This is a genomic window from Nitrospira sp. Nam80 (genome assembly GCF_965152575.1).
The window spans coordinates 1,791,583-1,818,257 of the sequence record NZ_OZ224216.1 but is presented as its reverse complement, the minus strand read 5'-3'; the positions used below and the strand labels follow the sequence as shown (position 1 = coordinate 1,818,257).

23 protein-coding genes, 1 tRNA gene and 1 pseudogene are annotated in these 26,675 nt (G+C 56.4%); 12 read left to right on the top strand and 13 right to left on the bottom strand.

What is annotated here, in order from left to right; translation table 11 throughout:
- Nucleotides 1–31 precede the first annotated feature (31 nt).
- The 7 genes from ACWGXE_RS08555 to ACWGXE_RS08525 form a co-directional block, all read right to left on the bottom strand.
- Entirely contained in the window at nucleotides 32–1,147 is a 1,116-nt protein-coding gene (locus tag ACWGXE_RS08555; RefSeq protein WP_447602903.1) for a pPIWI-associating nuclease domain-containing protein, read from the bottom strand.
- A gap of 18 nt (nucleotides 1,148–1,165) precedes the next feature.
- The gene (locus tag ACWGXE_RS08550; RefSeq protein ID WP_447602902.1) at nucleotides 1,166–1,372 is read right to left on the bottom strand and encodes a hypothetical protein; all 207 of its coding nucleotides are present in this window, start codon (nucleotides 1,370–1,372) and stop codon (nucleotides 1,166–1,168) included.
- Nucleotides 1,373–1,383: 11 nt separating this feature from the next.
- Nucleotides 1,384–3,213, bottom strand: coding sequence for a restriction endonuclease subunit S (locus ACWGXE_RS08545; RefSeq protein ID WP_447602900.1), 1,830 nt, complete (start codon nucleotides 3,211–3,213; stop codon nucleotides 1,384–1,386).
- Nucleotides 3,210–4,853 carry a type I restriction-modification system subunit M gene (locus ACWGXE_RS08540; protein WP_447602898.1) on the bottom strand — a complete coding sequence of 548 codons (1,644 nt, stop codon included), beginning with the start codon at nucleotides 4,851–4,853 and terminating at the stop codon, nucleotides 3,210–3,212. Before ACWGXE_RS08540 ends, ACWGXE_RS08545 begins: the two co-directional genes overlap by 4 nt.
- Before the next feature lie 9 nt (nucleotides 4,854–4,862).
- Nucleotides 4,863–7,133, bottom strand: a complete 2,271-nt coding sequence (locus ACWGXE_RS08535; protein ID WP_447602896.1) for a DEAD/DEAH box helicase family protein — start codon at nucleotides 7,131–7,133, stop codon at nucleotides 4,863–4,865.
- A gap of 15 nt (nucleotides 7,134–7,148) precedes the next feature.
- Nucleotides 7,149–7,430: a thermonuclease family protein gene (locus tag ACWGXE_RS08530; RefSeq protein ID WP_447602894.1), complete on the bottom strand. Its 282-nt coding sequence runs from the start codon at nucleotides 7,428–7,430 to the stop codon at nucleotides 7,149–7,151.
- A 97-nt stretch (nucleotides 7,431–7,527) separates the two neighbouring features.
- Nucleotides 7,528–9,159 carry an RNA repair transcriptional activator RtcR family protein gene (locus tag ACWGXE_RS08525; RefSeq protein ID WP_447602893.1) on the bottom strand — a complete coding sequence of 544 codons (1,632 nt, stop codon included), beginning with the start codon at nucleotides 9,157–9,159 and terminating at the stop codon, nucleotides 7,528–7,530.
- Nucleotides 9,160–9,704: 545 nt separating this feature from the next.
- Between ACWGXE_RS08525 and ACWGXE_RS08520 the strand changes: the two genes are divergently transcribed.
- The 8 genes from ACWGXE_RS08520 to ACWGXE_RS08485 all read left to right on the top strand — a co-directional run bounded on the left by ACWGXE_RS08520 (nucleotide 9,705) and on the right by ACWGXE_RS08485 (nucleotide 14,594).
- Entirely contained in the window at nucleotides 9,705–10,001 is a 297-nt protein-coding gene (locus tag ACWGXE_RS08520) for a helix-turn-helix domain-containing protein (RefSeq protein ID WP_447602892.1), read from the top strand.
- 11 nt (nucleotides 10,002–10,012) lie between these two features.
- On the top strand, nucleotides 10,013–11,002 hold the full coding sequence (locus tag ACWGXE_RS08515) for a replication initiation factor domain-containing protein (protein WP_447602890.1): 990 nt from the start codon (nucleotides 10,013–10,015) through the stop codon (nucleotides 11,000–11,002).
- A 202-nt stretch (nucleotides 11,003–11,204) separates the two neighbouring features.
- A complete protein-coding gene (locus ACWGXE_RS08510) occupies nucleotides 11,205–11,468 on the top strand; it encodes a hypothetical protein (protein WP_447602888.1) in 264 nt (87 codons plus the stop codon).
- A 93-nt stretch (nucleotides 11,469–11,561) separates the two neighbouring features.
- A complete protein-coding gene (locus ACWGXE_RS08505) occupies nucleotides 11,562–12,755 on the top strand; it encodes a hypothetical protein (RefSeq protein ID WP_447602886.1) in 1,194 nt (397 codons plus the stop codon).
- Nucleotides 12,752–13,027 carry a hypothetical protein gene (locus ACWGXE_RS08500; protein ID WP_447602885.1) on the top strand — a complete coding sequence of 92 codons (276 nt, stop codon included), beginning with the start codon at nucleotides 12,752–12,754 and terminating at the stop codon, nucleotides 13,025–13,027. The genes ACWGXE_RS08505 and ACWGXE_RS08500 overlap by 4 nt, the downstream gene beginning before the upstream one ends.
- 15 nt (nucleotides 13,028–13,042) lie before the next feature.
- The gene (locus tag ACWGXE_RS08495) at nucleotides 13,043–14,038 is read left to right on the top strand and encodes a zonular occludens toxin domain-containing protein (RefSeq protein ID WP_447602884.1); all 996 of its coding nucleotides are present in this window, start codon (nucleotides 13,043–13,045) and stop codon (nucleotides 14,036–14,038) included.
- 160 nt (nucleotides 14,039–14,198) lie between these two features.
- Nucleotides 14,199–14,405, top strand: coding sequence for a hypothetical protein (locus ACWGXE_RS08490; protein WP_447602883.1), 207 nt, complete (start codon nucleotides 14,199–14,201; stop codon nucleotides 14,403–14,405).
- A 60-nt stretch (nucleotides 14,406–14,465) separates the two neighbouring features.
- Nucleotides 14,466–14,594, top strand: coding sequence for a hypothetical protein (locus ACWGXE_RS08485; protein ID WP_447602881.1), 129 nt, complete (start codon nucleotides 14,466–14,468; stop codon nucleotides 14,592–14,594).
- Here ACWGXE_RS08485 and ACWGXE_RS08480 read toward each other — a convergent pair.
- Entirely contained in the window at nucleotides 14,591–15,091 is a 501-nt protein-coding gene (locus ACWGXE_RS08480; protein ID WP_447602879.1) for a JAB domain-containing protein, read from the bottom strand. The two genes, ACWGXE_RS08485 and ACWGXE_RS08480, sit on opposite strands and share 4 nt — an antisense overlap.
- A 228-nt stretch (nucleotides 15,092–15,319) precedes the next feature.
- Here ACWGXE_RS08480 and ACWGXE_RS08475 point away from each other — a divergent pair, with 228 nt between their 5' ends.
- Together ACWGXE_RS08475 and ACWGXE_RS08470 are read left to right on the top strand one after the other, a co-directional pair.
- A complete protein-coding gene (locus ACWGXE_RS08475; protein WP_447602877.1) occupies nucleotides 15,320–15,640 on the top strand; it encodes a helix-turn-helix domain-containing protein in 321 nt (106 codons plus the stop codon).
- 12 nt (nucleotides 15,641–15,652) lie between these two features.
- Nucleotides 15,653–16,585, top strand: a pseudogene (locus ACWGXE_RS08470) (tyrosine-type recombinase/integrase); the annotation flags it as partial.
- 209 nt (nucleotides 16,586–16,794) lie between these two features.
- Here the strand turns inward: ACWGXE_RS08470 and ACWGXE_RS08465 are convergent.
- Nucleotides 16,795–16,884, bottom strand: a tRNA-Leu gene (locus tag ACWGXE_RS08465).
- A 304-nt stretch (nucleotides 16,885–17,188) separates the two neighbouring features.
- On the bottom strand, nucleotides 17,189–17,446 hold the full coding sequence (locus ACWGXE_RS08460; RefSeq protein WP_447602875.1) for a YtxH domain-containing protein: 258 nt from the start codon (nucleotides 17,444–17,446) through the stop codon (nucleotides 17,189–17,191).
- Between the two features lie 333 nt (nucleotides 17,447–17,779).
- Between ACWGXE_RS08460 and lgt the strand changes: the two genes are divergently transcribed.
- Complete coding sequence (gene lgt / locus ACWGXE_RS08455) at nucleotides 17,780–18,568, top strand: prolipoprotein diacylglyceryl transferase (RefSeq protein ID WP_447603909.1); 789 nt, start codon at nucleotides 17,780–17,782, stop codon at nucleotides 18,566–18,568.
- A gap of 180 nt (nucleotides 18,569–18,748) precedes the next feature.
- Complete coding sequence (locus ACWGXE_RS08450; protein ID WP_447602874.1) at nucleotides 18,749–19,474, top strand: Crp/Fnr family transcriptional regulator; 726 nt, start codon at nucleotides 18,749–18,751, stop codon at nucleotides 19,472–19,474.
- Between the two features lie 136 nt (nucleotides 19,475–19,610).
- Here ACWGXE_RS08450 and ACWGXE_RS08445 read toward each other — a convergent pair whose 3' ends face one another.
- The 3 genes from ACWGXE_RS08445 to ACWGXE_RS08435 are packed head-to-tail and all read right to left on the bottom strand — an operon-like array spanning nucleotide 19,611 to nucleotide 26,651.
- Complete coding sequence (locus ACWGXE_RS08445; RefSeq protein WP_447602873.1) at nucleotides 19,611–20,021, bottom strand: tetratricopeptide repeat protein; 411 nt, start codon at nucleotides 20,019–20,021, stop codon at nucleotides 19,611–19,613.
- Between the two features lie 14 nt (nucleotides 20,022–20,035).
- Nucleotides 20,036–23,362, bottom strand: a complete 3,327-nt coding sequence (locus ACWGXE_RS08440; protein WP_447602871.1) for a UvrD-helicase domain-containing protein — start codon at nucleotides 23,360–23,362, stop codon at nucleotides 20,036–20,038.
- Nucleotides 23,352–26,651 carry a PD-(D/E)XK nuclease family protein gene (locus ACWGXE_RS08435; RefSeq protein WP_447602869.1) on the bottom strand — a complete coding sequence of 1,100 codons (3,300 nt, stop codon included), beginning with the start codon at nucleotides 26,649–26,651 and terminating at the stop codon, nucleotides 23,352–23,354. The genes ACWGXE_RS08440 and ACWGXE_RS08435 overlap by 11 nt, the downstream gene beginning before the upstream one ends.
- Nucleotides 26,652–26,675 lie beyond the last annotated feature (24 nt).

Here is a 26,675-nt window from a genome sequence, read left to right as displayed (position 1 = left end):
GTTGCAGAGACCTTCGTCGTCATGTCTCTCGTCAGCCAGAAATTCGAAGAAGATACAGAAGCCAGGAATCACTTTTGAGGAACAGGGCGCGGAGCTGCACATCCGTCAATTCAGGAGTCAGTTCATGGACATGGTTCAAAAAATCACACAACTTCACTAAGGCACGGGTGTCTTCAACCACAAACTCTGCGAGCGCACTGTGATTCAGATCCCGACAGATATAGAGAACCCTGGCTCTTCTGGTCGGCCTCCCACTCTGCAAAAGCTCTTTCTTGGCGTCACCAATCCAGTCCATTACTGACTCATCGGGCGCTAGACGACGGAAGAGATGGGACCATAGCTCTCGCAATGACGTGAGAATATGCCTTACCCGGTCGGGGTTGTGGCTTCGAAGCGCCTCGCGAGCTCCAATGTAGGGTCGAGCCAAGGCGGGATCAAGTGATCGCAAGAGAACGACACAATCTGAGGTTTCTTCTTCAATTTCCGCGACCAATTGAGCATCTGGCTGACCATCTTCGTCGTAGGCGGAGTAGATGGCATTGATAGCATGGCCAAATGTGAAGATTTCGCGAGTTGGTGCTGTTACGGCAAGTTCCGGGAGATATGAGATATTTGCGATCAAGCTAGTCGAATCCGCGAGACGCTTGTACGCGATGCCAACCTTCTCAATAACGTGCTCAAGGCTATGGAACACTTGCTCCGGGAGAGCCAGTCGTAGTCGCCACGCATCGAAATCAATTCCTGCGAAGATCCGCTCCGTCGCAATAAGTTGATGTGCCACATTGCCCAAAGGCAACTTCATTGCCGCACCGAGGTGGCTGACGGTGTCTTGCGTCGGTTTGAATACGTTCAGCCATCGTTGTTGTGTCTCTTTCAGGTCGTCGAGAATGCGTTGGGAAGCCATTGCCTGATCTAATATCGTTTGCCACAGTTGACTCGCTGCGCTCTCCCTTGTCAGTTGCATAGTTGCAATTCTCGGCATATCAATCATTTGAGGGATGTCGAGGTACCATTGATGCAATGGCTTCATCGCTCTCTCCAGCTCTTCCTGAATCCCTAAAGAATATTTCAACATGTTGTTCCAGCGGTCATAGTCTTCTAAGACTTTCCTGTATTCAGCACGGAATTGCGGGGGAATATTTTCCATATGTCCACCCTCAATTTCTTATTTCTTCCGTCGATTGTAGGGCGATTGGTTTGTCGGTTTGAGGGAGATATTTTCTTGGCTCGCCACTGATCGTACAGCATCTTCCGTCCTGCCCAGTTTCAGGCCGATTACTCTTGTCGGAGTGTTTTGGTCAGCCAGTTTATGCAATTGGTTGATCTGTTGATTGCTCCAGGGCTTGCCGTGATTTGGTGGTTTCTTACCCACACAGCACCTCCTCAGTTATGGTTTGCAACGAAACCCAACTTGCACAGACCTCGAAGGGTCGCTTCGATATTCGCATCCGAGAATTCATGCCGGTTCAGTTTGCGAACCCATTCGGGGTGTTTTCTAATCATGTCTTTAACCGCCTCTACGTTGGTGGGTTGGCCAGCACTAGCTATGAATTGTACGGCCTCTAACACCGTAGCCCATCGTTCCAATGTTTGATAACTCCAACTCTTCATTTGGTCGAGCATCTCATCGACCAAGGGCTTGGCGGCGCCCAAAACTTTTGCAGCCTGTTCCGCAGTCATACCGGCCTGAGGGCCTGGTCTCACAGGCTTCAACTGCCCTTGTTTGGCATCCAGAATTACCCACCGGTTCTTTTGTGCGAGACTCAGAAATTTGAAAATCTCGTCGTCTAGAGGTCCAGCGGCACGCTTGGCAAATGTTTCGGTCAGCCCAATCTTGGCCATGCTCTGAGCGAGGTAATACAGCTTCGCGAGCTTGACCCGCCCCAAGGGCTGACTCTCATCATGACATCTGTGGACAATGTACGCTGCAAGCGCAGCCTTGTTGTACATGTCATAGCCGGCATGACGATCCGACTTGACTACCGGTAAATCATTCTTGACTGATCGTGCGGCTAAAGCTCTTGCCTGGTCCTCCATTTCAACTAGCAGCTCTTTCATGTGTGACTCGCGCCACTTGGCGGTAAGGTCGCCCGCGAAGGCACGGTGAAGAATTGCTTCAAAAAGCAGGTCTTGCTTTAGCGATGCCTGCCCGCGCCTTGCCATTTCTCCATCGAGTTCTTTCTTAATTTGTGCGAACCGCTCCTGAAGGTGAAGTGGAGGTTGTTGGACCAATAGTTCTCTGAGATGTTTCGAGGTAATAGCATCAACTATCTGCCCCGTGATGGATGAGCTCAACTGCATTTTTATCTTTGGTGAGAATCGAAACGACGCGCTCAGAAAGTCGGGGTTTAGCTCCGATGGTTCCGTTTGGATACGATAGACATGTTTTGTGCAGATGGCTGTTCCCACCCACTCAGGGAAGACGCACGTTCTACCCACGGTTCCCATGACGGTGATAAGAACATCGCCTGGTTCAAGACGGTATTTCTTTATCTCCTCATATTTCTCTGCGGTTATCCTTCGATTGCGACCGAGTCTGAATCCTGTGTCATGTACGTTGTCAATCCCCACCGCCAGCACGGTGCCGGACTCGAGGAAGTCCGAGTTATGGAGGCTACTGCCGAAAGGACCACTCTGCAAAGCTCCGTCCTTCTGGCGAAGCATCTTGCTCAGTGGTACCTCATGCCACCTTTGGGGATTAGTAATTGGATCGCCGAACATTTTGTAGAAAAGTGCGGGTAGGATGCGGTCGGCTTTGCTGTCAGCCTCGGCGCGCTTCCGACGCAGCGCGTCGGCTTGATCAAGAATCTCCACGATACCGCACTGCTCGGAAGGCGCAGGCAATGGGACTTGAAGTCGGTAAGCATCGTTTCTATTGAGGCCGGGGACTCCAGTCACTATGGAGAAAGATCCAAGCCTCAGAGATTTTAGGAGGTAATACGCCCACCGCATATGACAGGGAATCAGCGGACGGACGTAGTAGGTCGTGTCGATCGGCCAAAAGTCTCCCTCGAACCATGTCACCTCGCCGGCAGAGCCTTTTCGCCCCACCACTACTCCTGGACCATTGACTAGTGCCTTTGAATGGTAGCCAACCACGCCATTTGAGCCAGCTACTGGAATGCGGCCTGACTGGTCTCGCTCACTTTCCTTGAGAGCTGAGCCATATTCAAGTGCGAGAACCTGACCGAGTGAATGAATTGGCCACTTCATCCCAGTATCTCCACGTCCTTGAGTAGCTTCTCCAGGCCCCCAGTGATCTCTCGTTCGATGGCGAGAGTCTCGCGGATAAGTTGAGCGGGGTCTTGTTCAGGTGGTTTCTCCGCGATTTGTGGTTTATATCGACCCGCTGAGAGATCGTAAGCATTTTCGGCAATCATCTTAACTGTTGCCCACCAACAGCGGGGTTCCTGCGAGCCAGGTTCAAGCAGCCTACGTGCCTCGACCCCGGGCGGCTGCTTCAAGCCGGATCTCTTATATGCTAACCATTGCTTGAGCAAATCGGGGATGTCGTTTCTGTCTGGGGTTTCAGGCCGGCCGCCTCCAACAATTTTGTCCGGATCGTAGCCATCCATGCGCACTTCGTAAAACCACACATTGTCTATCTTCTTGGTCTTGGGCGCAGTTGGTCGCCGAAAGACCAGCACTGCCGTCTTGACGCCAGCATAGGGCTTGAAGACGCCTGCCGGTAGCGAAACGACTGCCAGCACCTCGAAGTCCTCAATCAGCTTCCGCCGTAGTTCGACATGAGCACCGGTAGAACCGAATAAGAGACCTTCTGGCACAACCACAGCGCATCTGCCGCCAGAGGTGAGAGCTTCCATCATGACGCCAAGAAAAAGAAGTTCGCTCTTCTTTGAATTTGTCGGGAGATCCTTGCGAACAGACTCCTGTGGAAGGACACCGGAAAATGGAGGATTTGAGAGAATCACCTTATATTTTCGACGGAGATCGTCCTCGGTCAATCCGCCCATTTCTGAAAGGGCATTTGCGCGTTTGACGTGGGCATTTCGAATACTATGCAAGACGAGGTTCATCATGGCAATGCGCATCATCTGGCGACTGACATCAAGCCCATAGATGGACTGTTCGAGCAACTGCCAATCAGGAATCTTCTCTCCTGTGCCTTTCTTGTATTTTTGAAGCGTGGGCAACTGCTTCTGATCGGCCGTAGCTTTCTCTAGCCACTCCTCGCCATAAATCGGCACTTGCAGCGGTTCAGTTGAATACTTGGCCAATATGTATTCAACCGCGTCGATAAGAAAGCCACCTGTGCCGCACGCCGGATCGAAAATGGTATCCCCTAAATCAGGATCGACCATCTCGGTCATCATGGCTCGGATTTGGCGAGGCGTTCGGAACTGACCGTTCAGGGCAGACTGTCCGAGATGAGTTAGGAGATATTCGAAAATGTCGCCCTTCACATCGGTGCCGAGTTTTCGGAAATCTATGCTATCGAGTTCATCGATGACTTGCTTCAGGACGTTCGGGTCAACAATTTCGAGCACCGCGTCGCGGAAGTATTCGGCGATCTGTGGCTCTTCCTTGACGAGCGAAGACATGTACGGAAAGACCTCATCGCGAAGGAAATCGCGAAGATCGGTTCCGCTCTTGAAACGCCATTTTGACCAGCGATAGCGCTCCGATTGCTTTGGGAAAAGCAGCTTACCGTTCCCGTTTCCTTTACCGCCTGTCAGCCTTGCTCTCAATTCACGATCAGCTTCCTCTTCGTCCAACAGTTTGAGGTAGATGAGATAGGAAATCTGTTCGATGTAGGTAACCGGATTGGTCACACCTCCGGCCCAGAGGATGTCCGTGATTCGATTGAGTTTTCGGCGAAGATCCTGATTCATAATTTTCGCTTACCCGACCTTTCTTCGAAAGACAGATGTATTGAGATCATGAAGGATGTCTTTCAATCCCCGCTCGCCGAAGAGTTCGACACCAAGGCCAGCTGCATTCAAAATTGATAGCGGCGGTCGGAACAGGTCATCAAGCTCGATTTTCCCGCTCGCGATGCCTCTATTTTTGAGCAGGGAGAGATACTGGGCTTGTTGGGGGGTGAGCGATTTCGTGACAAGCCAGGCATGGAAATTCTCAGTTAGCTCTTCGTCACGAGTCTTGATCTTTATGCTTCCCAGCGCGGCTTTTATGAAGTCGATGAGGCTTCCGCCCGGCTGCCGGTACGCCCGTCGCAGATTGTCTTCATTAAAATAAAACTTGGGATTGTTCAGCTTTGACTCGAGGGTCGATTCCTCATCACTGCTCAAGGTCTTGCCATCTCGAATCTTCTGCAAAATCGCGTTAGCTGGAACGGTAGATCGAATGGTCTTTTCCCAATTCGTTACATACTCCCGTTTATCGACTCGCTCACCCTCCGGGCCTACCTCTATATAGGTGACTGCTTGCAGCCATTCGTCTTCCAGACCCAACTCGATGAGGTCTCGGAATGGCTTCGGCGGTTTCCTTTCGCCTGAGGGCGCATGACCGCCACCAGTTCCGGTGAAGATGTCAGTGTCGCTATCGTTGAAGTAGTCGTGGTTGCCGAAAAAGTCGTAGATCACGAACTTGATCTTGTTGATATGCGGAGCAGTCCGTGTCCCACGTCCTCGCATTTGCTGGTACAGGATCGGGCTTCGCACCCGTCGGCACATGACCAGGTGGAGAACCTCACGACAATCAAATCCTGTGTCCAGCATACCGACGCTGACGGCAATTTGGGGGTACTCTTCGCGCTTGAACTTGCGGATCAGATCATCAGCATTGGGTACATCGCTCGTGATGACTTCGGCATACCGACCCTTGCATTCCGGATGTAATTCATTTAGATAGTAAGCCAGCCTTGCTGCATGATGTTTTGTGATAGCAAACACAATCGCCTTGCCAGGGCCAATCCTCTGACCGGGGGCTTGCTCTTTGTAGCTTTGCCACGCCAGCCGATCGAACTCTTGCATCATCTTTCGATTAGTATCCTCATTGGTCCATTTGCGTTCAAACTCCGCTGGGTCGTAATGCTCATCATTGATGTCTGCGCCCTCAGCGAGCAGGACCGTGATCCCTGTCGCGAACCGATAGGGAACGAGGAAGCCCTCCTCAAACGCCTTTTGAATGGTATAAGCAAAGTCCGGCTGGTCGTCTTTGCACTGATAGAACTGAAAGGTGTTCCGTTCAATGTATGAAGCCGGTGTGGCCGTGAGCCCGATGTGTAAGGCGTCGAAGTGCGTAAGCGCGGTTTGCCATGCCCCGTAAATCGAGCGATGGCATTCGTCGGCCACCACGACATCGAAGTATCCGCTCGTGAAGTCCTCATATCGACCGATCATGGTCTGCAGTAGACACACTGTGATTTGCTGCTCCTGCCGCTCCATACCTGGCTTTAGCCAGTAGCTCCCATGTTGATTGAGGATGTCTTGGAGGGCTTCCAACGCCTGTTTGGCGAGTTGGTCGCGGTCGACCAAAAAAAGAATTCGTTCGGCGCGCCCAGCTTTGATTAACCGCTGGAGATAGAGAAAGATGAGATCTGTCTTCCCGGTTCCAGTCGGCAGCTCGATGAGGAAGCGCCGTTTACCCAGCTCTACAGCCTGGTCGAAGGCCTGCATCGCTTCCATCTGATATGGGCGTACTATTCTTTGTTCACCCTGTCTGAGGTAATATTCGGGAATCGCAATCGTGGCCAGGGCCTTTCGAGTCGAACGCATCTCGACCAAACGTTCAAGGTCTCTGCGAGAATAAAACGAGTTGACGATTCGGGCATCATCGTTGCGGTAGTCCCAAAAGTAGATCAGCTCGCCGTTGGTGAGAAAAATAAACGGAGCATCCACCCTCTTAGCGTATGGGAGGACTTGCTGCTTGGCCGTGTATGGTTCAGTAGCTCTGCGCTTGGCTTCTATGACGGCGAGCGGACGCCCGTTCTGGCCCAACAGCACATAATCCGCGCGCCCAGCTAGATTCTGATCACGCGTGATTGAAGCTCCTAAGCGCCCACTGACTTCAGTAGTAAAGGCCGCCCCGCTCAATGTCCCTGTCGTCACTTCGGTTAAGACCATAGACTTGTCAGCCGGATCCCACCCTGCTTGGCGCAGCAGATCATCAATGACGATGCGAGCATCGGTTTCTTTCGAGAAATCCTTCAACGGCGATCCATCTTGCTAATACCTGGGGAAGTATTCCTCCAGCTTCTTGCCATTGAAATACACATCGCACACGAGACGGCCTGTATCGATTTTGTAGGCCGGACCCAACTGGACTTGTTTCCCAATAATCAGCGTGGCAAGCTTATCATTGGCCATCCGACCAGCCAGTGTATTCATCTCTGGGGCATCGTAGCCAGTCGGTCGCACTCGATCTCCAGTCTGCTGCTGCCATTTCCAATCAGGATTGACCTCAAACGTATCGCCATCGATGATTTGCGTAACGGTGAAAAGTGCCATCGCTTTTGCTCCTTTCTCATGGGTGGTTGAAGATCCTTTGCCCAAGTGGAACGGCAAGCGGTGTGCCAAGCAGTCAGACCAATGGTAAGTCTTGATTTCACTTAGACTTGCGAGTTTTTCGCTTCATTTTCGTGTGACGGCTATCTTTAACCGAAGTTGAAATCCTTTTCAAACCAGGTTGAAGATTGGCTTGTGCGGACTGAAGAAACTTGTGAACGGCCTGAGGGGAAATCCCAAGTAACCGAGCTGCCTCACTTTGATTGCCATCAGCGATATCTACGGCCTTCAGCATGAGTTGTTTTCGTGCACTGGCGAGAAACACCTCGATTGAGAAGCCCTCGGAAGGCTCGGGCAATCCTGCGAGCGGGTCAGCGTAGGCGATTGGTTCAGAGATCAGAAGGTCGTCTGCCTGCAAGACATCCTGCTTGGCTAGTCGGGCTGAGCGTTCCAGGCAATTTTCCAGGTCTCGAACATTTCCAGCCCACGCGTGACCCTGCAGGCGCGATAGTGCCTCAGGAGAAAGCCTCTTCGGTTTCTTAAGTCCCGCATTGATTCGATCGAGTACATGTAAGGCGATTTTGGGAATGTCGGTTCGCCGTTCTCGAAGGGGAGGCAATCGAATTTCCCCGACATTCAAACGATAGTACAGATCAGGTCTAAACTGACCTTCTCTGATTGTCTTGTGTACATCAACATTCGTCGCTGCAATGATCCGTACATCAACCTTGTGCGGCTGTTTTGCCCCGATTGGCTCAATTTGACTGTCCTGAAGGACTCGCAGCAGCTTGGCTTGTATGGGTAACGGCAACTCTCCAAGTTCATCGAGGAAAAGTGTTCCGCCGTTCGCATGGTCGAACTTCCCAGTCTGGTCGGCCACGGCTCCTGTGAAGGATCCCTTCTTGTGTCCAAATAGGATGCTCTCCACCAGCTCCTTCGGAAGAGCCGCGCAATTCACCGGAACAAATCGTTCAGCGGGCCTACCGCTGAGGAGATGCACGAATTTGGCAAACAGTTCTTTCCCCGTTCCTGTTTCTCCCAGAATGAGAACGGGCGCAGATGACGGAGCCAACGCCTCAGCTATCTCGAGAGCTTTTCGGGTTTTGTCATGGTCGCCCACTATACCCAGTTGCTGAACCACGACCGAAGCCTCTGGATGTCCCTCTGCCACGTTTTCAAGCAATGGCGCTTTAGCGCGTACAACCGGAAAGTCCTGGGACGTGAAATCAATCTCCGATACTAGAGGTGTGGTCGTGGTAACGAACTTGCGTGGTCGAACTTGAAGAATCCGCGCTGGGATCTCACCTGAGGCTGCAAGTAAGAGCCAGCAGGCGTGCATCTGTGGGGTACCTGATGCTACTGAGATGAAGAACCTGGTTCCCGTGGCAGATTCAACGATCTTTTTGAGGTGTGACCGTAAGCTCCGGAGTATACGATGGTAGTCAGTAGGGTCCGGCAAGGACAGATCGTAAATATCTACCACCAGCGAGGGTTGCAGCTTTTCCAATGCTGCTCGTGTACCCGATGTCTGTTTTTCCGTGTTTAGGGTTGAAAAAAGAATAACCCGGTCGAATTGCCTGCTTTCGGTGAGCGAGAGAATTGGACCGGGAACTTCCTCATCACCCACCAGACCTAAGGAGTAGGGATCGTTGAATCCGGTGAATGTGAGGAGGATATCCATTAATTTAAACCCCCGGAAGAATACCCCGTTTTCCTCAAAGAAATCATCCATCTGGCTGGATTATGGACGGATCAAAGCTTTCCCCTCCTGCCAGAACAGCAAGTGAAGATCTATTGTCGGCATGGGAAGAGCGGATTGTACCGGGTTGCTGCTGCTTAGTCATTTCTCCACGGTGTGATAGCCTTGCAGTGAGGCGGCGAAGTTCTAGGGCCGGGTGTATCTAGTCCTGTAGTATTTTGGCCCTGGCCGCCCATTTCTTTCGGAAAACACGCTTTTCACACCCTCAAGACGACAGTGAAGACGCTCCCCTTTCGCATTACCGATCCCATCTTGTGATCTACGGTAAGTCTCTTGCAACATCGTTTATAGTCGCTCCTGGAGCGGAGTTTCAGCACCAGACGCATCCTTTACAGTGTGTCGCTCGGACACCATCTCTTGTGCCCGGTAGCATTCAGTGTTCGTGACGAACGCTGGACGCAACCTGTCCCCTGCTGGCCCCTCCTGTCCCTTACTGTCCCCTTCAGGGATATTTCATCACCACGCGCAGACGAGTACTGTCCGCTCGTGCTGCACAGCACACTTGTGAAAGGAGAGGTATGAAGAAGGTGTTGTTAACCGTTGACGAACTCGCAGCCGCGCTTCAGGTCAGTGTGAAATCCATCCGGCGCGCGTATTGGAAAGGGGAGATTCCGGTGAAGCGAATCTGCCGCTTTGTGCGGTTCGATCTTGATCGGGTCAAAGCTGCCATGCAGCGCAAGGGGATGCGGCATGTCCGGCATGCCGAGGCCCATTCGAGACGGCGCAGCGCGACCGGCGGCGAGAGCCGGCGGCGCGCGCAGCAGGCACGCCCCCGACTCGGTAAGACGGGGGCCTCCATCGCACGGAAGTCTTAGGAGTCTTTGTTGTGAGCGTTTCCGGATTCACTCAAACGATCGATTGGCTGGCCTTCACGGTTCCAGATGCAGCCGTGGAGGACGCAATCAGAATGGTCGGCGGTGACTGGTTCGAGAGTGAAACGGGGTTCCGAGGCTATCCCGTCTCCCGGCTCATGACACATGGAAAAAACGGCGTGGGCAAATTGGGGACGGGTGCCCATCGCAAACCACGTGAAGTGCATGTCGATCTGTCCGCCGGCATCGTCTCCCAATGGGATGAGAGCAAACTGAAAGCGGTGCTCGGCTGGATCAAGGAACAGAAAGGCCATGTCACGCGCGTCGATGTAGCGTTGGACGATCGGGACGCGACGGTCTCCGTACAAACCATTCGGGAAGCGGTCGATGCGGGCAAGGCCGTGTCTCGCTCGAAGAAATTTCAAGTGCTGACTGCTTCGAATCATCGAGACGGCGTGCCGACCGGCGAGACGCTGTATTTCGGCAGTCGGGAAAGCCAGACGATGCTGCGGGTCTATGACAAACGACTTGAGCTCCGCAGCAAAGGCCGGGAGGACGCCGACACCTATGGCGTCCGGTGGGAGTTGGAATTCAAACAGGATCGCGCCCAGGCCTGCGCCAAAGCCTTGAGGACCTTGGACTCCGATGATTGGCGGGCGTTTCTTGTGGGACTCCTTCGCTCCTACGTCGATTTTCGCGAGATCACTCGAGCAGATGCGCCCTATGAAAAATATCGGGCGCCGCTCTTGGCCTGGTGGGCAGCCCTGACCGAAGGGTTTCGACGCTGCCGCCTCGTGGTCGAAAAACTCCACCAGCGCTTGGACGATGTTGCGCAATGGCTTTGCCGGTCCATTGCTCCCATGCTCGCCGTGGCTGTGGCCCGGAAGGGTCAGCAATTCCTCTTCGATCTCATCTACGCCGGCACCAAGAAATGGAAACCCAAACATTATGCCTTGCTGAACGAACGAAAGGTGGCCACTCCCTATGTCCTTACGCTTTCATAACGGCGGGTGGCGCCGGGGCTGTCCGGGCTGTGGCGCCCATGGCTGCCGGTGCCGCTGGATCGCGGGCGAGCTGTTTCTGAGCTGTACGGAATGTGATTCCGAATTTCAGTTTGTGCCGAAAGCCCGGTCAAGTGGCCGGGGCGTCTGGGTCAGGCGCGTCGCTGACCCGAAACTATCACTTCTCACGGAGGAGGGTTAACCCATGCAAATCAAAGCGGACGGCGCAGTCCAGGGCTACGTGGAACGGAAGAGTAAGGAAGGCAAAATATTTCGGTCGGTGGATCTCTATGTCAAAGGCAAAGATCCAGGCAATCTCCGTCTGAGCATTCCGGAAGATCAACTGGCGTTGGTCGAGCTCTGTAAGCAATCGGAAGGCAAACAGGCGCGGGCGTCGATTGAATTGCGGAAGTTCGAACAGACGGGCCGGATCTTTTTCGATCTCACCGGCTTGGAACTGATCAAGTAACGGGCATCCGGGAGGAAGGCCGATGGACCCCACAACCTTGATGGTCACGGTCCTGTTGATGGCCTTCCTCACCGGCCTGTTAGTCGGACGGTTATGAACGAGCTTCGTCTCACCAGTTATGTCGTCCTGGTCTGGCTCCTCTTCGCCTCCGGTTGCCTGGCACCGGTCGAGGCCTTGTCCTTTGAAGCCACCCAGTATGCGCGCGTGGTGGCGCAAGCGGAACGTATCGCCTATCTAGCGGCACAGAAGTCGTCCTTCGCGAGCAAGGTGGCCGCAGCCGCTGCGGCCCCCTCGCCGGCCTCCATGGCAATCCGGTTGGTCGCCGGGCCCATCGGCTGGGCCAGTCTCGGCGTGGCGGCTGGGTTGGTGATTGCGGATCTCTACTATAGTGCCGCTCAGCTTCAAAGCGTGAAACAAGCGGCAGCGCCGGGCAATACCTATTCCATTCCCGGCTATACCTTGTTTCCCGTCATCGCGGGCGGAAATTGTCCCTCGCCGACGGGCGCCTGTAGCGGACAATGGGCCCGCATCCATACCAACAATACCTGCGATCTCAGTGTCTATCCCGTGTGGCCCGTTCCCGCCGGCTGGGCCTTCGGCGGCTGGGAAACCTGTGGCGATGGCTCGAACATGATCGTCGTCAACGGCAGCAATCTGGCCACGACGCCTCAGACCGCGACGCCCCAACAGGTTCAACAGTATCTTCAGAGCCTGCCGCCGAGCGATCCGCAGTCGATTGAATCCCATAGTGGGCCGGTGGGCCAAGGTCAGGAGCCGCGTCCGGCGGACGCGGTTGAGAATCAAACCGTCTCACCGTCCGAGCTCCCCACAACGGTGAAGCCCAAACCGGTGCCGACCGGCGACACGATCGTGGCGGACAACGTGTCTCCACCAGCGGGCTCGCCGACTACCAGCACGCAGACGCAGCAGACGATCACGACCACCACGACGACGCAGAATCCTGATGGTTCGACGACGGAACACGAAGAGACTCAGGCGACGGCGTCCTGCGCCGCCGGCACGCATGAGTCCCGGACGTTTGGCAGCGTCCTCCAAGCCCACCAAGCCCTCTGGGCGAGTAGCCCACTCTTGAGTGCGTTGAACCTGTTGAAGTCGCTGACTTGGCCCACGACGTTGCCCGTTGTGTCGCTCCCGAGTGTGTTCTTCGGTAGTCAGCAGGTCGATTTCAATCAATGGGGCTGGTTCTTTGTCGTCCTCCGCAGTCTCGTCATTGCCATGGCCTCCCTGGGGGCCTACCGCATCATCTTCGTCGGAGGTCGGACATGACGGCGATCCTCACCTTGATTTGGTGTTGGCTTCAGGAATTCTTTTTCTCGCTGACCGATTGGGCCGTGGATATTTGGGATTCATTTCTATCAGTAGCCGATAGCTCGTTGAGTACGCTCGGCACGGCGGGCCTGACCATACCGGTGATCCCCGACCAATATGCCTGGGTGCTCGGCGCGACCGGGATGAGCCAAGCGCTTGCGATTGTCGCGGGCGCCATGGGGACCCGCTTCATCCTGCAAACCATTCCCTTCGTCCGGTGGGGCTCATGACGGAAGGACGGACCCATGATTGAACTCTATGAAGGCGTGCCCGGATCGGGAAAGTCGTATCACGCCGTGGCGGAGAAGTTTTTACCCTGGGTCCGCCAAGGGCGCCGGCTCTATATCTACGTCGAAGGCATCTATCTCGATCGGCTCGGGCTGTTTACCGGCATCCCCGTTCAGGACTTGGAGACACAAATCACCGTCTGGAAGGATTCGACCGAAGTCTTGCGCGCGTTTCAGCATGTCGAGCCCGGTTCTGCGGTCATCATCGATGAAGCGCAGACCGTGTTCCGGTCCATGCAAAAAGTCGAACCCGGCTTGCTCCGCTGGCTCGAAACGCATCGGCATTATGGAGTCGATATTCTGCTCATGAGCCAGGATTTCCGGCAAATGTCGCAAGGGGTCACGCGGCTGATTGAAGCCACGGTGAAGTTCCGCAAACTCGCCTTTGTCGGCTTGTCGAATCGCTATCAGGGTAAAGTGCGGGGGAATCCCGAAGACAACGAAACCATTCGCGCCATTGTCGGGACCTATTCGCCCTCCGTGTATGCCTACTATTCCAGTTATGCCGCGGCGGCGATTCGGGAAGAAAAACGCAGTCACACCGTTTTTAAATCGGCGCGGGTGGCGGTCGGTGTGGCGGCCGGCGTGTTTGCGGTGGCGCTGCTCACGTGGCGGCCCTGGTCTTCCTTGACGGCGACCAAAGCGACAGCGTCGCATCCCGTGAATGGGACCACAGTGCCGGCTCCTCCTCTCTCAGGCAACCCGGTTCCCGCCTTCGGCCTCGTCGCAGCGCCGGCGGCGGTCCCTGACCAGCCCAAGCGGCTGGTGCGGGTGCTGGGCGCCGCAGGCTTTCCCTCGAAGCCGACCAGCTGGCGCTACCTCTTAGACAGCGGCGAAATGCTCACGGCCGCCCAGATTGCCGGACGCTATGGGCTCACAGTATCGGAAAGTGTCGAAGACGGCATCATGCGGGTGATTGGCGAAGGGATTCTGTATGGACCTTCCGGCGAGTGAAGCGTTGGCTTTTTATGCCGCCATCTTTTGGCTCGGCGGCTTTGCCGTCGGACTGATTATTAAGCTGATTCTGCCTCAGAGTCACTGAGGCGACTCTTCCGCCGGAGAGCGACCCGGCGGCGTCGGTGGACGCACCCACCAGAGCACAAGGAGGTGCCGTATGCGAGGGAGGATGGGCCTTGCATCCATGTTTATGGCGATCATGGTCGCGTTGGCCATGCCGGCCATCTCGATGGCGCAGTTGTTTCCGGTCTCGGCGGATGTCGCGACCGTGCGGGGCGATCTGCTCCTGTGGGCCACAGCTTTGATTGGCGTGGCGTTGGCGATTTACGCCTTTAAGCGCGTGCGGGGCTTGGTGAGCGGCTAACGCCATCTCGAGGCAGGCTGACAGCAGCCTGCCTCGTTTTTCTTCTGGAGGGGCAAAGCGATGACGGCAGCCCAGATTCAAGCGATCGGCAATGCGCTGGCCACTGATGTCGTCGCCTGGGGCACGGCGGCAATCGGGCTCGCCTTGGTGGCCGCGGCGGCGGCCTGGATTCTTCGGCTCCTGCGTTAGTCATGCCACCCCTGATCGGCAAAGCTATAGTAGCGCTCATCGCCCAGGATGAGATGATCTAAGAGCGGAATGCCGAGTAAGGTCGCGGCCTCGCGCACGCGTTTGGTGAGCAGGATGTCTTCTCGACTCGGCGCCGTGTCGCCGGAGGGATGATTATGAGCGCAGAGGCAGGCCGCGGCGTTCATGAGGATCAACGGTTTGAAGATCTCCCGCGGATGCACAATCGTATGGGTGAGCGAGCCGGTCGAGACGACATTAACGCCGATGATCCTGTGTTTCGCATCCAGGCCACAAATGACAAAGTGCTCCCGGTCCAGGCCTTCGAAGAGCGGTCCGAGCAGTGCGAAGGCACCGACGGAATCGTGAAACGGTGCCCGAGCCGAACGGGCCCGACCCTCCCGCACGAGCGTGACCCGGTAGCGCGGGATCGCATAGGGATTCTTGGCGTTCGAATGGCCTGACTTACTCAACGTGTCGCTGGAACCATCGAGTGGCATGTCTGCCCTCCTAAAAATATGTTTTTAGCCCCACCCTTCACGGCACAAAGGGTGGGGCGTCATAGGAGGTGCGGGCCGGGGCTCTCGCAGCGGGCGGGCCTGGAGGGACAGCTGACGCAGTGGGACGAGGAAATCGGAAAGGCCAGCCCGCTGCTCTTAAGCACCGGGCCGCCACCTTGTGGGATTAAACCTCTATGCGATGCCCTATTATAGTAAGAGAATAAACAGATGAACGCTAAGACGATTTGTGTGCAATTTGAGGAGTCCTTGGCCCAGATTTCAACGCGCGATTTGCCAATTATTGTAGGAGAGTTGGAGCGGATCAAAGCGCAGATGATGATGCGTCTTCTTTTTCCACAGCAGAAACCTACCGAGAGTGCATCTGTGGAGGGAAAATATATGACGGCCAACGAAGTGGCTGAGCGATTCCATGTGACACGGAAGTGGTTGTATCGTCATAAGAAAAAACTTCCCCATAGTCAACCATCTCGCAAAGTCTTATTATTCCCCGAACAAGCGTTGCTTCGTTGGTTTGAACAACACACCTAGGATTTCGCGAACATGAATAAGCGAGGATTCGGAAGCGTATTCAGCAGAGGGCCTATCTGGTGGATTCAATATTATTTTCGGGGGCAACGATACCGCGAATCCACGAATTCGAGGAACCGCATTGATGCGCTTCGTCTACTAAAGTGCCGTCTCGCTGAGATGGGTAAAGGTCAGTTGATTGGACCCAGTATCGATAAGACAACATTTGAGGATCTTGCAGACTGTATCGAACAAGATTATCTGGCGAACCGACGCAAATCCATTAAGACAATGCTAAGCAAGTTTCGCGCACTACGACAAGTCTTTGGCACCTCATTCGCGCGCGATATCACACTGGACCGCCTGAACCGTTATGTGGCGAGTCGCTTACAGGTGGGTATTGCTCCCGCGACGGTGAAACAGGAAATTGATTTACTTCGACATGCTTTCAAATTGGCCGAACGGGCCGGAAAATGTATCTGTCCTCATTTTCCCCATATTGCGGTTCAGAACACCCGTGCGGGGTTTTTCGAGCGTGAACACCTTGATCGCCTGCGCATGCATTTACCGGAGGAGGTGAAGGCCTTTGTCACTTTCGCATATTTAACGGGCTGGCGGACATTGAGCGAGATACTGCCGCTACAATGGAAACAAGTGGACTTTTCAGCCGGCATTGTTCGTCTCGAACCAGGCACAACGAAGAACGATGAAGCTCGAGTGTTTCCCTTTACTGCATTACCAGAACTGGTAGAGGTCCTTCTCCAGCAGTGGGAATATACCAATGAGTGTCAGCTTCGTCTGGGTATGAACATCCCCTGGGTCTTTCATCGCAAGGGCGTTCCAATAAGAGACTTCACAAAAGTTTGGAGGAAGGCTTGCAGATTGTCCGGCTTGGTGGCAAGGATTCCGCACGATTTCCGCCGAACAGCCGTGCGTAACTTAGAACGTGCTGGTGTGCCCCGCTCCGTGGCAATGAAACTAACGGGTCATAAAACGGAGAGCGTCTATCGCCGGTACGCCATCGTCTCGGAAGCGGATCTGACCGAAGGACTTTCAAAGCTGGCTCGATTGAATGAGCGCGAAAAGCAGAACCGGAGAAGCGCCACAGAACCGCCACAATTTAGAGAACCGATGACGGATGAGGTAGGGATTGAGTTGATGCAAGTCCTTGATAATGGTGCCGGAGACCGGGATCGAACCGGTACGGGCCTTGTGGGCCCGAGGGATTTTAAGTCCCTTGCGTATGCCAATTTCGCCACTCCGGCACGACGACGGCCGGGGCGGATGCTAACATCGGGGCTAAAGGCGGTCAAGACGGCAACCACGACAGTCACCGTCCGCCGGTTTCGATCTCAAGCCGGCCGCTCTCATGCTTCAACTCTGTTTCAACGGTACCGGGTCATGCCATGAAACACCAACGGGAACAGGTTCCCGTCAATGTTGCCGCTTCAACGTCTCAACCCCCCGAATCATGCCTAAAACGCGAACAGCCTGCGCCATGCAGGCGACAGGCTGTTGTGGTCCCCCACGGGCTACAAAGCGAGCAAAATGCCTTCCCACGCGCGCTAATTAGGCCGCTTCGGGGACCGGCTTCACGTCCTTCTTTACAAAGGCCTTGCTCCGCTCAACAACGTCGTGAACCCCTGACTGCACCGCTCGGCTGAACCGTGTCGCCTGAACTTGGGCCCTCTTCGCGTAGCGGGCCACATCACGGCGGGTTTCTGTCCCGGCCTTCGGGGCAAATAGAATCCCAAGCCCCGCTCCGATCACGGCACCCCCAGCAATAATAGCCGCTAACTTTGCCGCTTCACGAGCTGTCGTTGACATGATGTTCCCTCCCTCGGTGTAAATCTGGTTGGTGATGGTCCGCTCGGCGAGAGCATGCTGGTTTCATCAGCATCAACCATGCCAGCGATGGCATGATGCGAATCGCCGGAAATCCTTGAGCAGCGCGGCTTGAGCGTTAGGACGCTCTAATAAACGGTGCTGTTTTCAGCACAGAGTGGCAGACAACCGTTTCAGAATTTGCACATCTGTAGCGGAAAACCGTGTGGCATTCCTATTCACGGACCGTTCGTTCTAGGGCTTGCCTTGCAAACCCACTATCTCCTCTCTTAAGATCGCCCCACCTCGGGAGGCTCCATGCAGATTTTCCACGCGATTCCCTACCCGGACATTGATCCGGTGTTTTTGCGCCTCGGCCCGTTGCAGTTCCGTTGGTATGGGTTGATGTACCTAATCGGCCTCACGCTGGCCTATTTCATCATCCTGGCCCGATCGAGAGCCAAGGGACTGCGGTTGGATCGCGATCAGGTGTACGACATGATTGTCTATGCCGCCATCGGGGTGTTTGCCGGCGGCAGATTGGGTTATGTCTTGTTCTATAACCTGTCTTATTACCTGAGCAATCCGCTTAAGGTCTTCTTCGTTTGGGAAGGCGGGATGTCGTTTCATGGAGGGCTCATCGGCACCATTATCGCCCTGATTCTGTTCGCCAAGCGAAAATCGATTCCAGTCTATACGATTGCCGACCTGGCGGCCGGGGTGACACCGGTGGGCCTCGGCCTGGGGCGAATCGGCAACTTCATCAACGGCGAGCTGTTCGGCCGTCCGACGGAGGTAGATTGGTGCATGGTCTTTCCGGCCGGCGGTCCGGTTTGCCGCCATCCTTCCCAATTGTACGAGGCCGCGCTGGAAGGATTCCTCCTCTTTACCGTCCTCTGGCTGATCTCCCGCACCGCTCACCCTCCCGGCGCGGTGTTCTGGAGTTTTCTGGCCGGTTATGGGTTGTGCCGCTTCGTCGTGGAATATTTTCGCGAACCCGACACTCAGATCGGCTTCCTCTTCGGCTCGTTCTCCATGGGGCAACTGCTCAGTTTCCCCATGATCTTTATTGGATTATTCATGTTATTTCTGAGCTATCAACGCCGCGCCGGCGCCAGTCCTTGAGGGACGATTTCCGTTCATATTCTTTCCCCGCATGAACGGCTCCGGTCGGTTCCAAGGGGCAGCAGGCCCCTTGCCGACTCCGACTAAATCCCTGAGAAAACGTCGCTCTTTGCCATCTACCAGGCAGACGCAATCATTTCAATTCGTAACAATGCCGCCCTTGATCAGGAGGCATGTCGAATGAACGTTATGGAATTCGAGCCGCAAGACACACTAAAACACCGTCTCCTCGCCAATTTAAACGCCGATGACCGTGAAGAACTCGTCACCCATGTAGAAAAGGTCTTCGTTCTCCCCCGCGAAGTCATCTACTGGCCCACCCGTCCGATCGACTATGTCTATTTTCCGCTGTCGGCGGTCTTTTCGTTGGTCGGGACAACCAAGGAAGGCGATACGGTTGAAATCGGTCAAGTCGGAGACGAAGGCATCGTCGGGATATCCGCGACGTTGGCCTTTCAAGGCAATGGACAATCCATGACGAAGACCGCCGTTCAGGTGCCCGGCACTGCCCTGAGAATGAAAGCTAAACTATTCGATGAAGAAATGGATCGTCGTGGATCGCTGAATCGCTGCGTCCGTCGATATCTGGGGGTGCTGATCGATCAGCTTATCCTGTCCGTCACATGCAACCGGCATCACTCGCTCGAACAACGTTGTGCCCGATGGCTGCTGACCGCGCAGGACCGCAGCCAGGCGGATGAGGTGCCGATTACCCAGGAACATCTGGCCGACATGTTGGGGGTCCGCCGCCAGAGTGCGGAACAGACTCTTGCAGCACTCCGCGACAAGGAGATGATTTCGACGTCTCGCGGCATTCTGACCATTGAACAGAGAAAAACCCTCGAAGCCGTCGCCTGTGAGTGTTATCACATTATGAAGCACCGGCTCGATACGTTCCTCGCATGACCCGCTCGGCAATCATCAACCTGCTTTTCCCTAGTTCGCCTTTCTTACGATAAGTGGTGATGCCGCCGCACTGCTCCTCCGGTCGTCCATTGAGAATGGGCTCGTCGTTCAAGTCAAAGAACCCGGTTATCGGTCGTCAACGTGGACTGGCATCCATGAATGACTTCTTTCCTAACTCCTGCTCCCGGTCGAATTTCCGAAGAGGTGGCGCGTTCCAAATGACCCTATTGCCTGGCGCCAGGTTCGCCGCCGTCACGTAATGTTTCCGGGCCTCGGCCTTTTCGCCCATCTGATCCAGCGCCAGGGCCAAATTATAATGGGCTTCCGCCAGCGAAGGGTCCATTCCCAGCACAGCAACATAGGCCTCCCTTGCCCCTGTCCAATCTTGTGAAGCGAACAGACCGTTCCCCCGGTCCATCTCCTGTTTGACCACCGCCGCCGTCCCGGCCGGAGCGCGCAGCGTTTGTATCGGTTCCTTTCGATCGGTGGCACAACCGGCCGAGAGGCTGCCCGCCAGCAGAACGAACGAAAGCAGCATACGGCGCATGATAAGCTCCTTTCCTATAGCGTGACGACGAGGCCCGGTCGTAAGAAGATACATTGAAACGACACAGAGTCGATGTCCATCGACCGGACGACCGCGGCTTTATAGATGTCGGCCTGGATTCGATACTCTTCCGCTCTCGATCGGGCATCATCGACCCCAATGGCATCGGTCTTATAGTCGGCTATCCACACCTTTCCATCAAGACGGTACAGGAGGTCGACCGTTCCAGACATAACCTCTTGCCGATCGTTCCACGGCAGAAGAATCGGCACTTCACGGCCCAGAATCGTCGCCCGCTGAAGATCCCGATACAGCGGTAAGGAAACGAACCGTGTCAAGAGCGACGCAAGTTCTTCACGTAGGAAATCTGCTTGCTCGGCTGGTACTCCTGCTAGTTCTTGGTCGATCAGGTCTTCCAGATAACCGTGACAGGCCGACGGAGAGCGCATGAAATCCCAGCGCTCTAACAGGCGATGCGCGACCGTACCCAATACCAGCGAGGCGATCGGGCCGGTCTGCGATTGGCGCGGGCTCTTCCAAGACGAATTTCGGTCGATTGTCCGTAACATCGTCGGACTCAGAAACATGGGGCGAGATGAGGCCTCCGCACAACGCCGGCGCCGCTCGATCCATCCGGTTTCGACCGCACCGTCGAGACTCTCCAGGGTCTGCCATCGCTCGGGCTCCGCGGTCGGTGATGAGCCGATCCCGTCAGACTCCCTGCGAACCGAAAGATGAATCCCGTCCCCGCAGGGAATCTCTTGCTCGCTCTCGCTTGATCCCAACTCCTGCAGATCGAGGTCGAGCCGGTTCGCGATGCAACCGAGAAAGCTGTCCGACTGAACGCTCTTGGGAAGCCCCGCGGACAACACCAATTTTCTTTTTGCTCTCGTCATTCCCACATAGAGCAGCCGGCTCTGCTCCGCCCACCGCCGTTCGGCCAACTTACCCGCCGTATACAAGCCGCCGATCGTTTGGAAGGCCCCAGCCCGAACTCCGGCGATGCCGCTGGACCAATCATGATGGAGGAACGCCCTGTCACTCTGGCGATTCGGCGTGCGGTGCAGCCCGGCCAGGATCACCACCGGAAATTCGAGGCCCTTGGCTTTGTGCATGCTCAGAAGCCGTACGACACCGGCGTGGCTCTCATTCTGATCATCCTCGGCCATCGACATTTCAGCCTCTTCGGGAACTTCCGTGATTCGGCGAGTGAATTCCCGCGCCAGCCGCCGGAACGTCATGGCAGGCCGGCGCACCAATTCGGCCGCAAGATCCTGCAGCTTGAGCAGGTTGCCGACTGCTTGATCGCGGTCTAAGGAAGCTGCCGCCAGTTCGATTAATGGAATGCGCGCAAAGACCGCCGGCAAGACATCGGGAATGGGCAGACGGGGCAGGTCGCGATGCAGCCCGGATAAGAGCCCATAGAGGGGACGAGCTGCATCAAATGCGCGGCTCGTCGAAGTGCTGCCGCCGGCGCCCGGATGGACCATGCGGTAATCGAGTAGATCGGCTGCCGCAAGAGCGGCAATGTCCGCATCAGCCAGTCCTCCGACCGGAGAACGCAGCACCCCGACCAAGGCCGGCTTGTCATGGGGATCGGCCGCGGCGCGCAGGATATTGACGGTATCGAGGATTTCCTGGCGTTCATAAAAATGACGTTCTCCCTCGGCTTGGCAGGGAACACCGTACCGCCGAAACGCCTCCACGTAGTCACGGAGTGCGCCTAAGGTCCGGAACAAGACCGCAACATGCCCCGGTTGGATCGTGGCGGGCACGCCGTGCTCAACGATCTGTTGCTGCCCGATGACGTCCTCCGCGAGCCAGCGGGCCAGCGCCTCCGCTTCGGCCCTCGTCGTGGCCTCAGCATCGCGCCCCTCGTCGGCGGCCACGACGAGCCGGAGTTCGACCCGCTCATCCGCGAGAATCGGCTCATCGGCGATACAGGGAAGGAGGGGGTCGTGCTGAGGCTGCAACCCCACCTCGGCCACGGCGGGAAAAATGCCGCTGAAAAAAGTATTCACCGTGTCGAGAAGCCGCCGGTGACTCCGGAAATTGGTTTGCAGCTTGTGCGCCTCGCCCGGAGGCTGCTGGTTCAGCACGCGCTCCTGTACGACTCGATCATACGCTTCGATATCGGCGCGCCGAAACGCATAGATCGATTGCTTCGGATCGCCGACGATGAACAACTTGCCCGGCTCCAACCGGACATTGCGCCAATCGGGCGCTTCGCGCCCTTCCGCTTCGGCCAGATAGAGAATCAGTTCATATTGCACGGGATCGGTGTCCTGGAACTCATCGACGAGTACCGACCGGAAGCGAGCTTTCAATTGCCGCCGGACGTCCGGACAGTCACGCAGCATGGCGCGGCACCGTGCCAGCAGGCCATCAAACGACACATATCCCGTCGCCAGAAAGGACCGCCGAAAGGACGCGGCAAAGGGCAGAAGCCGGTCCAGCGCCGCGTGAAGCGGAACCTCGTTCACGTTGAGGCAGCCGCGGGCGATGCGCAACAAATGCCTCGCACGGCGGTACTCTTCATCCGTCCACGAGTTCGTTTGAGCCGGCGCCGGACGATCGAGAACATGATACGCCTGAGGTCCCGCCGGCCCGACCAGCCCATCCGCCGACGCCGCACGCCAGAGCTGCGCCGCCTGGATCAAGAGTGTGTCGATAAGGGTATGCTTATCATGAGTATCCGCAAGTCGGTCGGCCTGATCGGCTAGCTGCGTGAACCATAATCGGATCGGAGCCGGCAATGCGGCATCGGAAATGGAGGCCACCGCCTCCAACGGAACCGATTCGCCGCAAAGTGACTTCGCCAAGTGTTCAAGATCGTCGAGCGACAGGGCGCTCAGGATCGTTCGCCACGTGTCATGACATGGCCCGTCTAATCCCAGTTCGCTATCGAGCCACAGTCTCCATTCCCTCTCGAACTGTTCATCAAACTCCACGCCTTCGTCTTGCTGAAACGACGGATCCACCGCTCCTTCAATCGGATACAGTCGCAGGAGATGGGCGGCAAAACTATGGATAGTACCGATTTGGCTCTGTTCGAGCTCCGCCAAGGCAATTCTCGCTGCGTCATGCTCACGCAATCCCATCAGCCTGGCGCGTAGCCGCATTTTCATTTCGTTGGCGGCCTTGTTGGTAAAGGTCAGCGCCACCACCTCGCTCAGCGGAAAGGGTGGATCCCGGTACAGCAATAGGTGCACGAGCCGGTCGACGAGCAAGGTCGTCTTCCCGGTGCCCGCTCCGGCGGTGACGACGATATTCCGATCTGTTGCCGTCGCCGCTCGTTCACGGGACGGCCGATCGAGCAGCGATGCCATCTCAGCCTTCATCCTCATCCGCGACAGTCTTGCCCGGCTTCGATTCGCTGAACGGCGCCTGGTCGCCGGAACCGGGAAGTTGCGCCCGTCGCAAATCACGGTGAGATTGAATCGTCGATGTGTCCGCTCGTGCCCGCCATGCGCTGGGCTGATGCGTTCTTCTGCACATACCGCCGAAATCGCACCGCCCGCACACGGATTCATGGGGCGCAATGAAGAACGCGCCGTCTCTGATGCCGGTAAACATTCGGGTGAGTGAGGTAGACAGCGCTCCGGACATCGAAGATCGCCAGGCGTCGCCCGGAAACGGCACTCGCTTCAGCGGTTCTTTCCAAGCAGGCGCCAGATAGTAAAACCAGACTGCGTTGCACATCGGCGGAGGCGCGCCGAGATCGGCTGCCAGGGCCGCCTCGGCCATCAACAGATAGAGCGGAGGTTGAAGATTGTATCCGCGGACCGCGGCGAGCCCGAGATTCGTCTCGTGCGATTTCGGCTCCCTCGTGCGTTTAAATTTATAGTCGACAATCCGAAAGAGGCGTTGTTGCGGCGACCAGTCGACTCGATCCAATCGCCCCTTGATCGGGACCATGATCGATTCGTCCGGAAAATCTACGGGGAGGACCCCGTTCACCGGATGTTCAAACAGCCTGGGCTCCCATCGGCCGTCCAGTTCGGTCAATTCCAGCCGCGCGACTTCCCGTAGAAATCCCACGAGTTCACGCTGTCGCAATTCCCATGTCAGGGCGTAGCCGACCGGATGCACCGATTCGTAATCCGCAAAAACCGTGCTGGCGCACTCGTCCAGGAGGATCAAGGGATCGATGACGGGCGTCCGCTTCTCCGTCCCGAACCATCTCGCGCTCGCCAACTCTTCCATCCACCGGCGAAGAATCCGATGAGCCAGCGTTCCCTGCTCCAGCGGCCCGATCGGATCACCCGGCGAGTCGGGCTCTTCCCGGCCAAGATGAAGGATAGACGCGGCTAAAAATTGAAACGGACAGGTCGCATACCTCTGCAACGCCGTGGGCGACAGGCCGCGAGAGAGGACCGTCTGCCAAAAGGCGGACCCGGCGCCGATGAGGCCGTCATAGGCTCCGAGGCGGCGCTCTATCCGTTCATGAACTTGAAGCACGGGCAGGCTTCGCTCCAATAAGAGCCCTCCGGGATATCGGCTGTAGAGGGGGACGGGCATGCGGCGCTCCAGCAAGGAACGGGTCGCGAGTTCCGCTTCCGTCAAAGAGCCGGTCCGATATTGTGGAACCGTCTCAAATCGCGCCGCCGGCCGCCGCGGAATGTGTTGGATCGCCGCCGGCGGCTCCCGGCATAGTTCGTCCACATAACCGGACGGCGCCAACGGCCGTCCCGCACGGTCCGCCCGTTGATACGACAACATCAGATAGTCGCGCGCCGATCGGCGAAGGAGCGCGAACAGCAGGCGCTCTTCCTCATAACCCGCCAACTTCGCTTCAACCTTGTACCCGATGTCCTGCTCGAGCATATGGCGCACGGCATCGCGGAGAAATGCATCTTCATGGATAAAACGAGGAAAGCATTTTTCGTTGAGGCCCAGCACGTATAACGCGCGAAACGAGAGGCCGCGCGCCGCCATGGCGTCCAACACCTGCACGCCGCAGCCCTGCACGGAGCGAGACAGACCCCGTGTGCCTTCCACCGCTCGGTGGGCCGTGAGAACGAATTCCTTCAACGGCACCGGATCCGAGAAGTCGTCGAGATGCCGTAGTTCACCCAACACCTCAAACGTTGAGGCCATGGGATCCGCCTCTGATTCCTCGGCGCCTGAACGATCGACAAGAAGCAACCGGTCTCCCAATGCTTGCAGCCGATCGACGTACTCAGTCCACGAACCGGAGTCCGGGATCGCCTCTAAGGCATCCGCAAGGTTGCTGAACATGTCATAGAGCAGACGAACCTGTTGGGCCGGCACGGTGGAACCGGCGCCATCCTCGTCTCCATCATGGAGCGGCAGGCCTTGCTCGACAAATCGCGTCAGCCGGCGCCACTCATCTCGTCCCTTGGTGATTCCCAAACGCCGTACAGCCACAGTCCAGAGATCCGGGCGTGCCGCCGCCGGGTGGGGACACACAGTCTCATATCGCAGGAACGGCGAGGACAGCAATTCCAGCACATCGTCGCGATGAAAGTTCGATGCTCTCACCGCAAGCAGTTGAAGAACCGCTTTGACGCAGGGCCACACTCCAAGGGGCCGCCCTAAGTCTTTTGCCATTGGGACGCCCTGTTCGGCGAACACGCGGGCGAGCACGTCGTCATAGCCGGCCAGCGATCGAACGGCAACTCCGATATCGGCGAACCGATAGCCGCGTTCTTCGACGAGGCTTAGAATATCTTTCGCCACCGTCGTCACTTCATCGAGCGGATTGCCCGCGCACATGACGCGCGGAATGATCGGCAGTCCCGGCGTGAGGGAATCGGCGGGGTTGTTAAAAGCCGGCTCCGGCAGAGTTTCGTCGAATAAGGCGAGCTGCCGGCCGGACGACTTCTCACCGCGGCGTGACGGCAATTCGGAGACGCCCAACCCGCGGATATGCGCGTCGAAAAACCGTTGGGCAAATGTAAACTCGGCGTGGCCGTCCGCCAATGGAAAATAGACCGTCGCTGACACAACGGCCGTCACGGCGCGAAAAAAATCCAGTTGGACTTGCGTGAGGTCGTAAAACCCATAATAGAGCGCATGCCGGACACCGGCGAGGAACACGGAACCAGGAACCTCGGCCGTCGCGAGCGATGCCAGATCATCGGCGTCCCAAGCGGATAGCCGGCGCCGCATTTCAAGGAACTGGCGATAGAGCAGCCACAATGGTTGCGGTTCCGGCGACTGTCCCGGCCATCGTTGACCCCAGACATCTGCAACACGATCCGGATCCACCGCCGCATCTTTTAAATCTTTGAGGGTCGCAAACAACGCGCTCCAAGCCCCCGGCGTCTCCGCCAGCGCATGCCAGGTACTTCCCGCCGGCTGCCTCCGTAGCAGATGGTGCACGAGTTCATGGAAATAGATGGGAGACTGCAGGCGGTTAGTGTCGAACGGTTGCCGCTCACTCAACAGGCGCAAGGCTAGCTGATGGAAGGTCAGGATATGGACGTGGATCAGGGAAAGGCCCTGTCCCAGGCACAACAAGCGTTTCAGGTGATCGCGCAATGAGTCTGACGGCACGATGATGGCCAGCGGAGCGAGAGGGTCGGGAGTTTTCAGGCGGCGGAGATCCGAGACAAGGGCGGATTCAAGATGGGGATGAAACGGTCCTGTGACTATGCGAAGCATCAATCTCGGAAGGAATTCTGAATG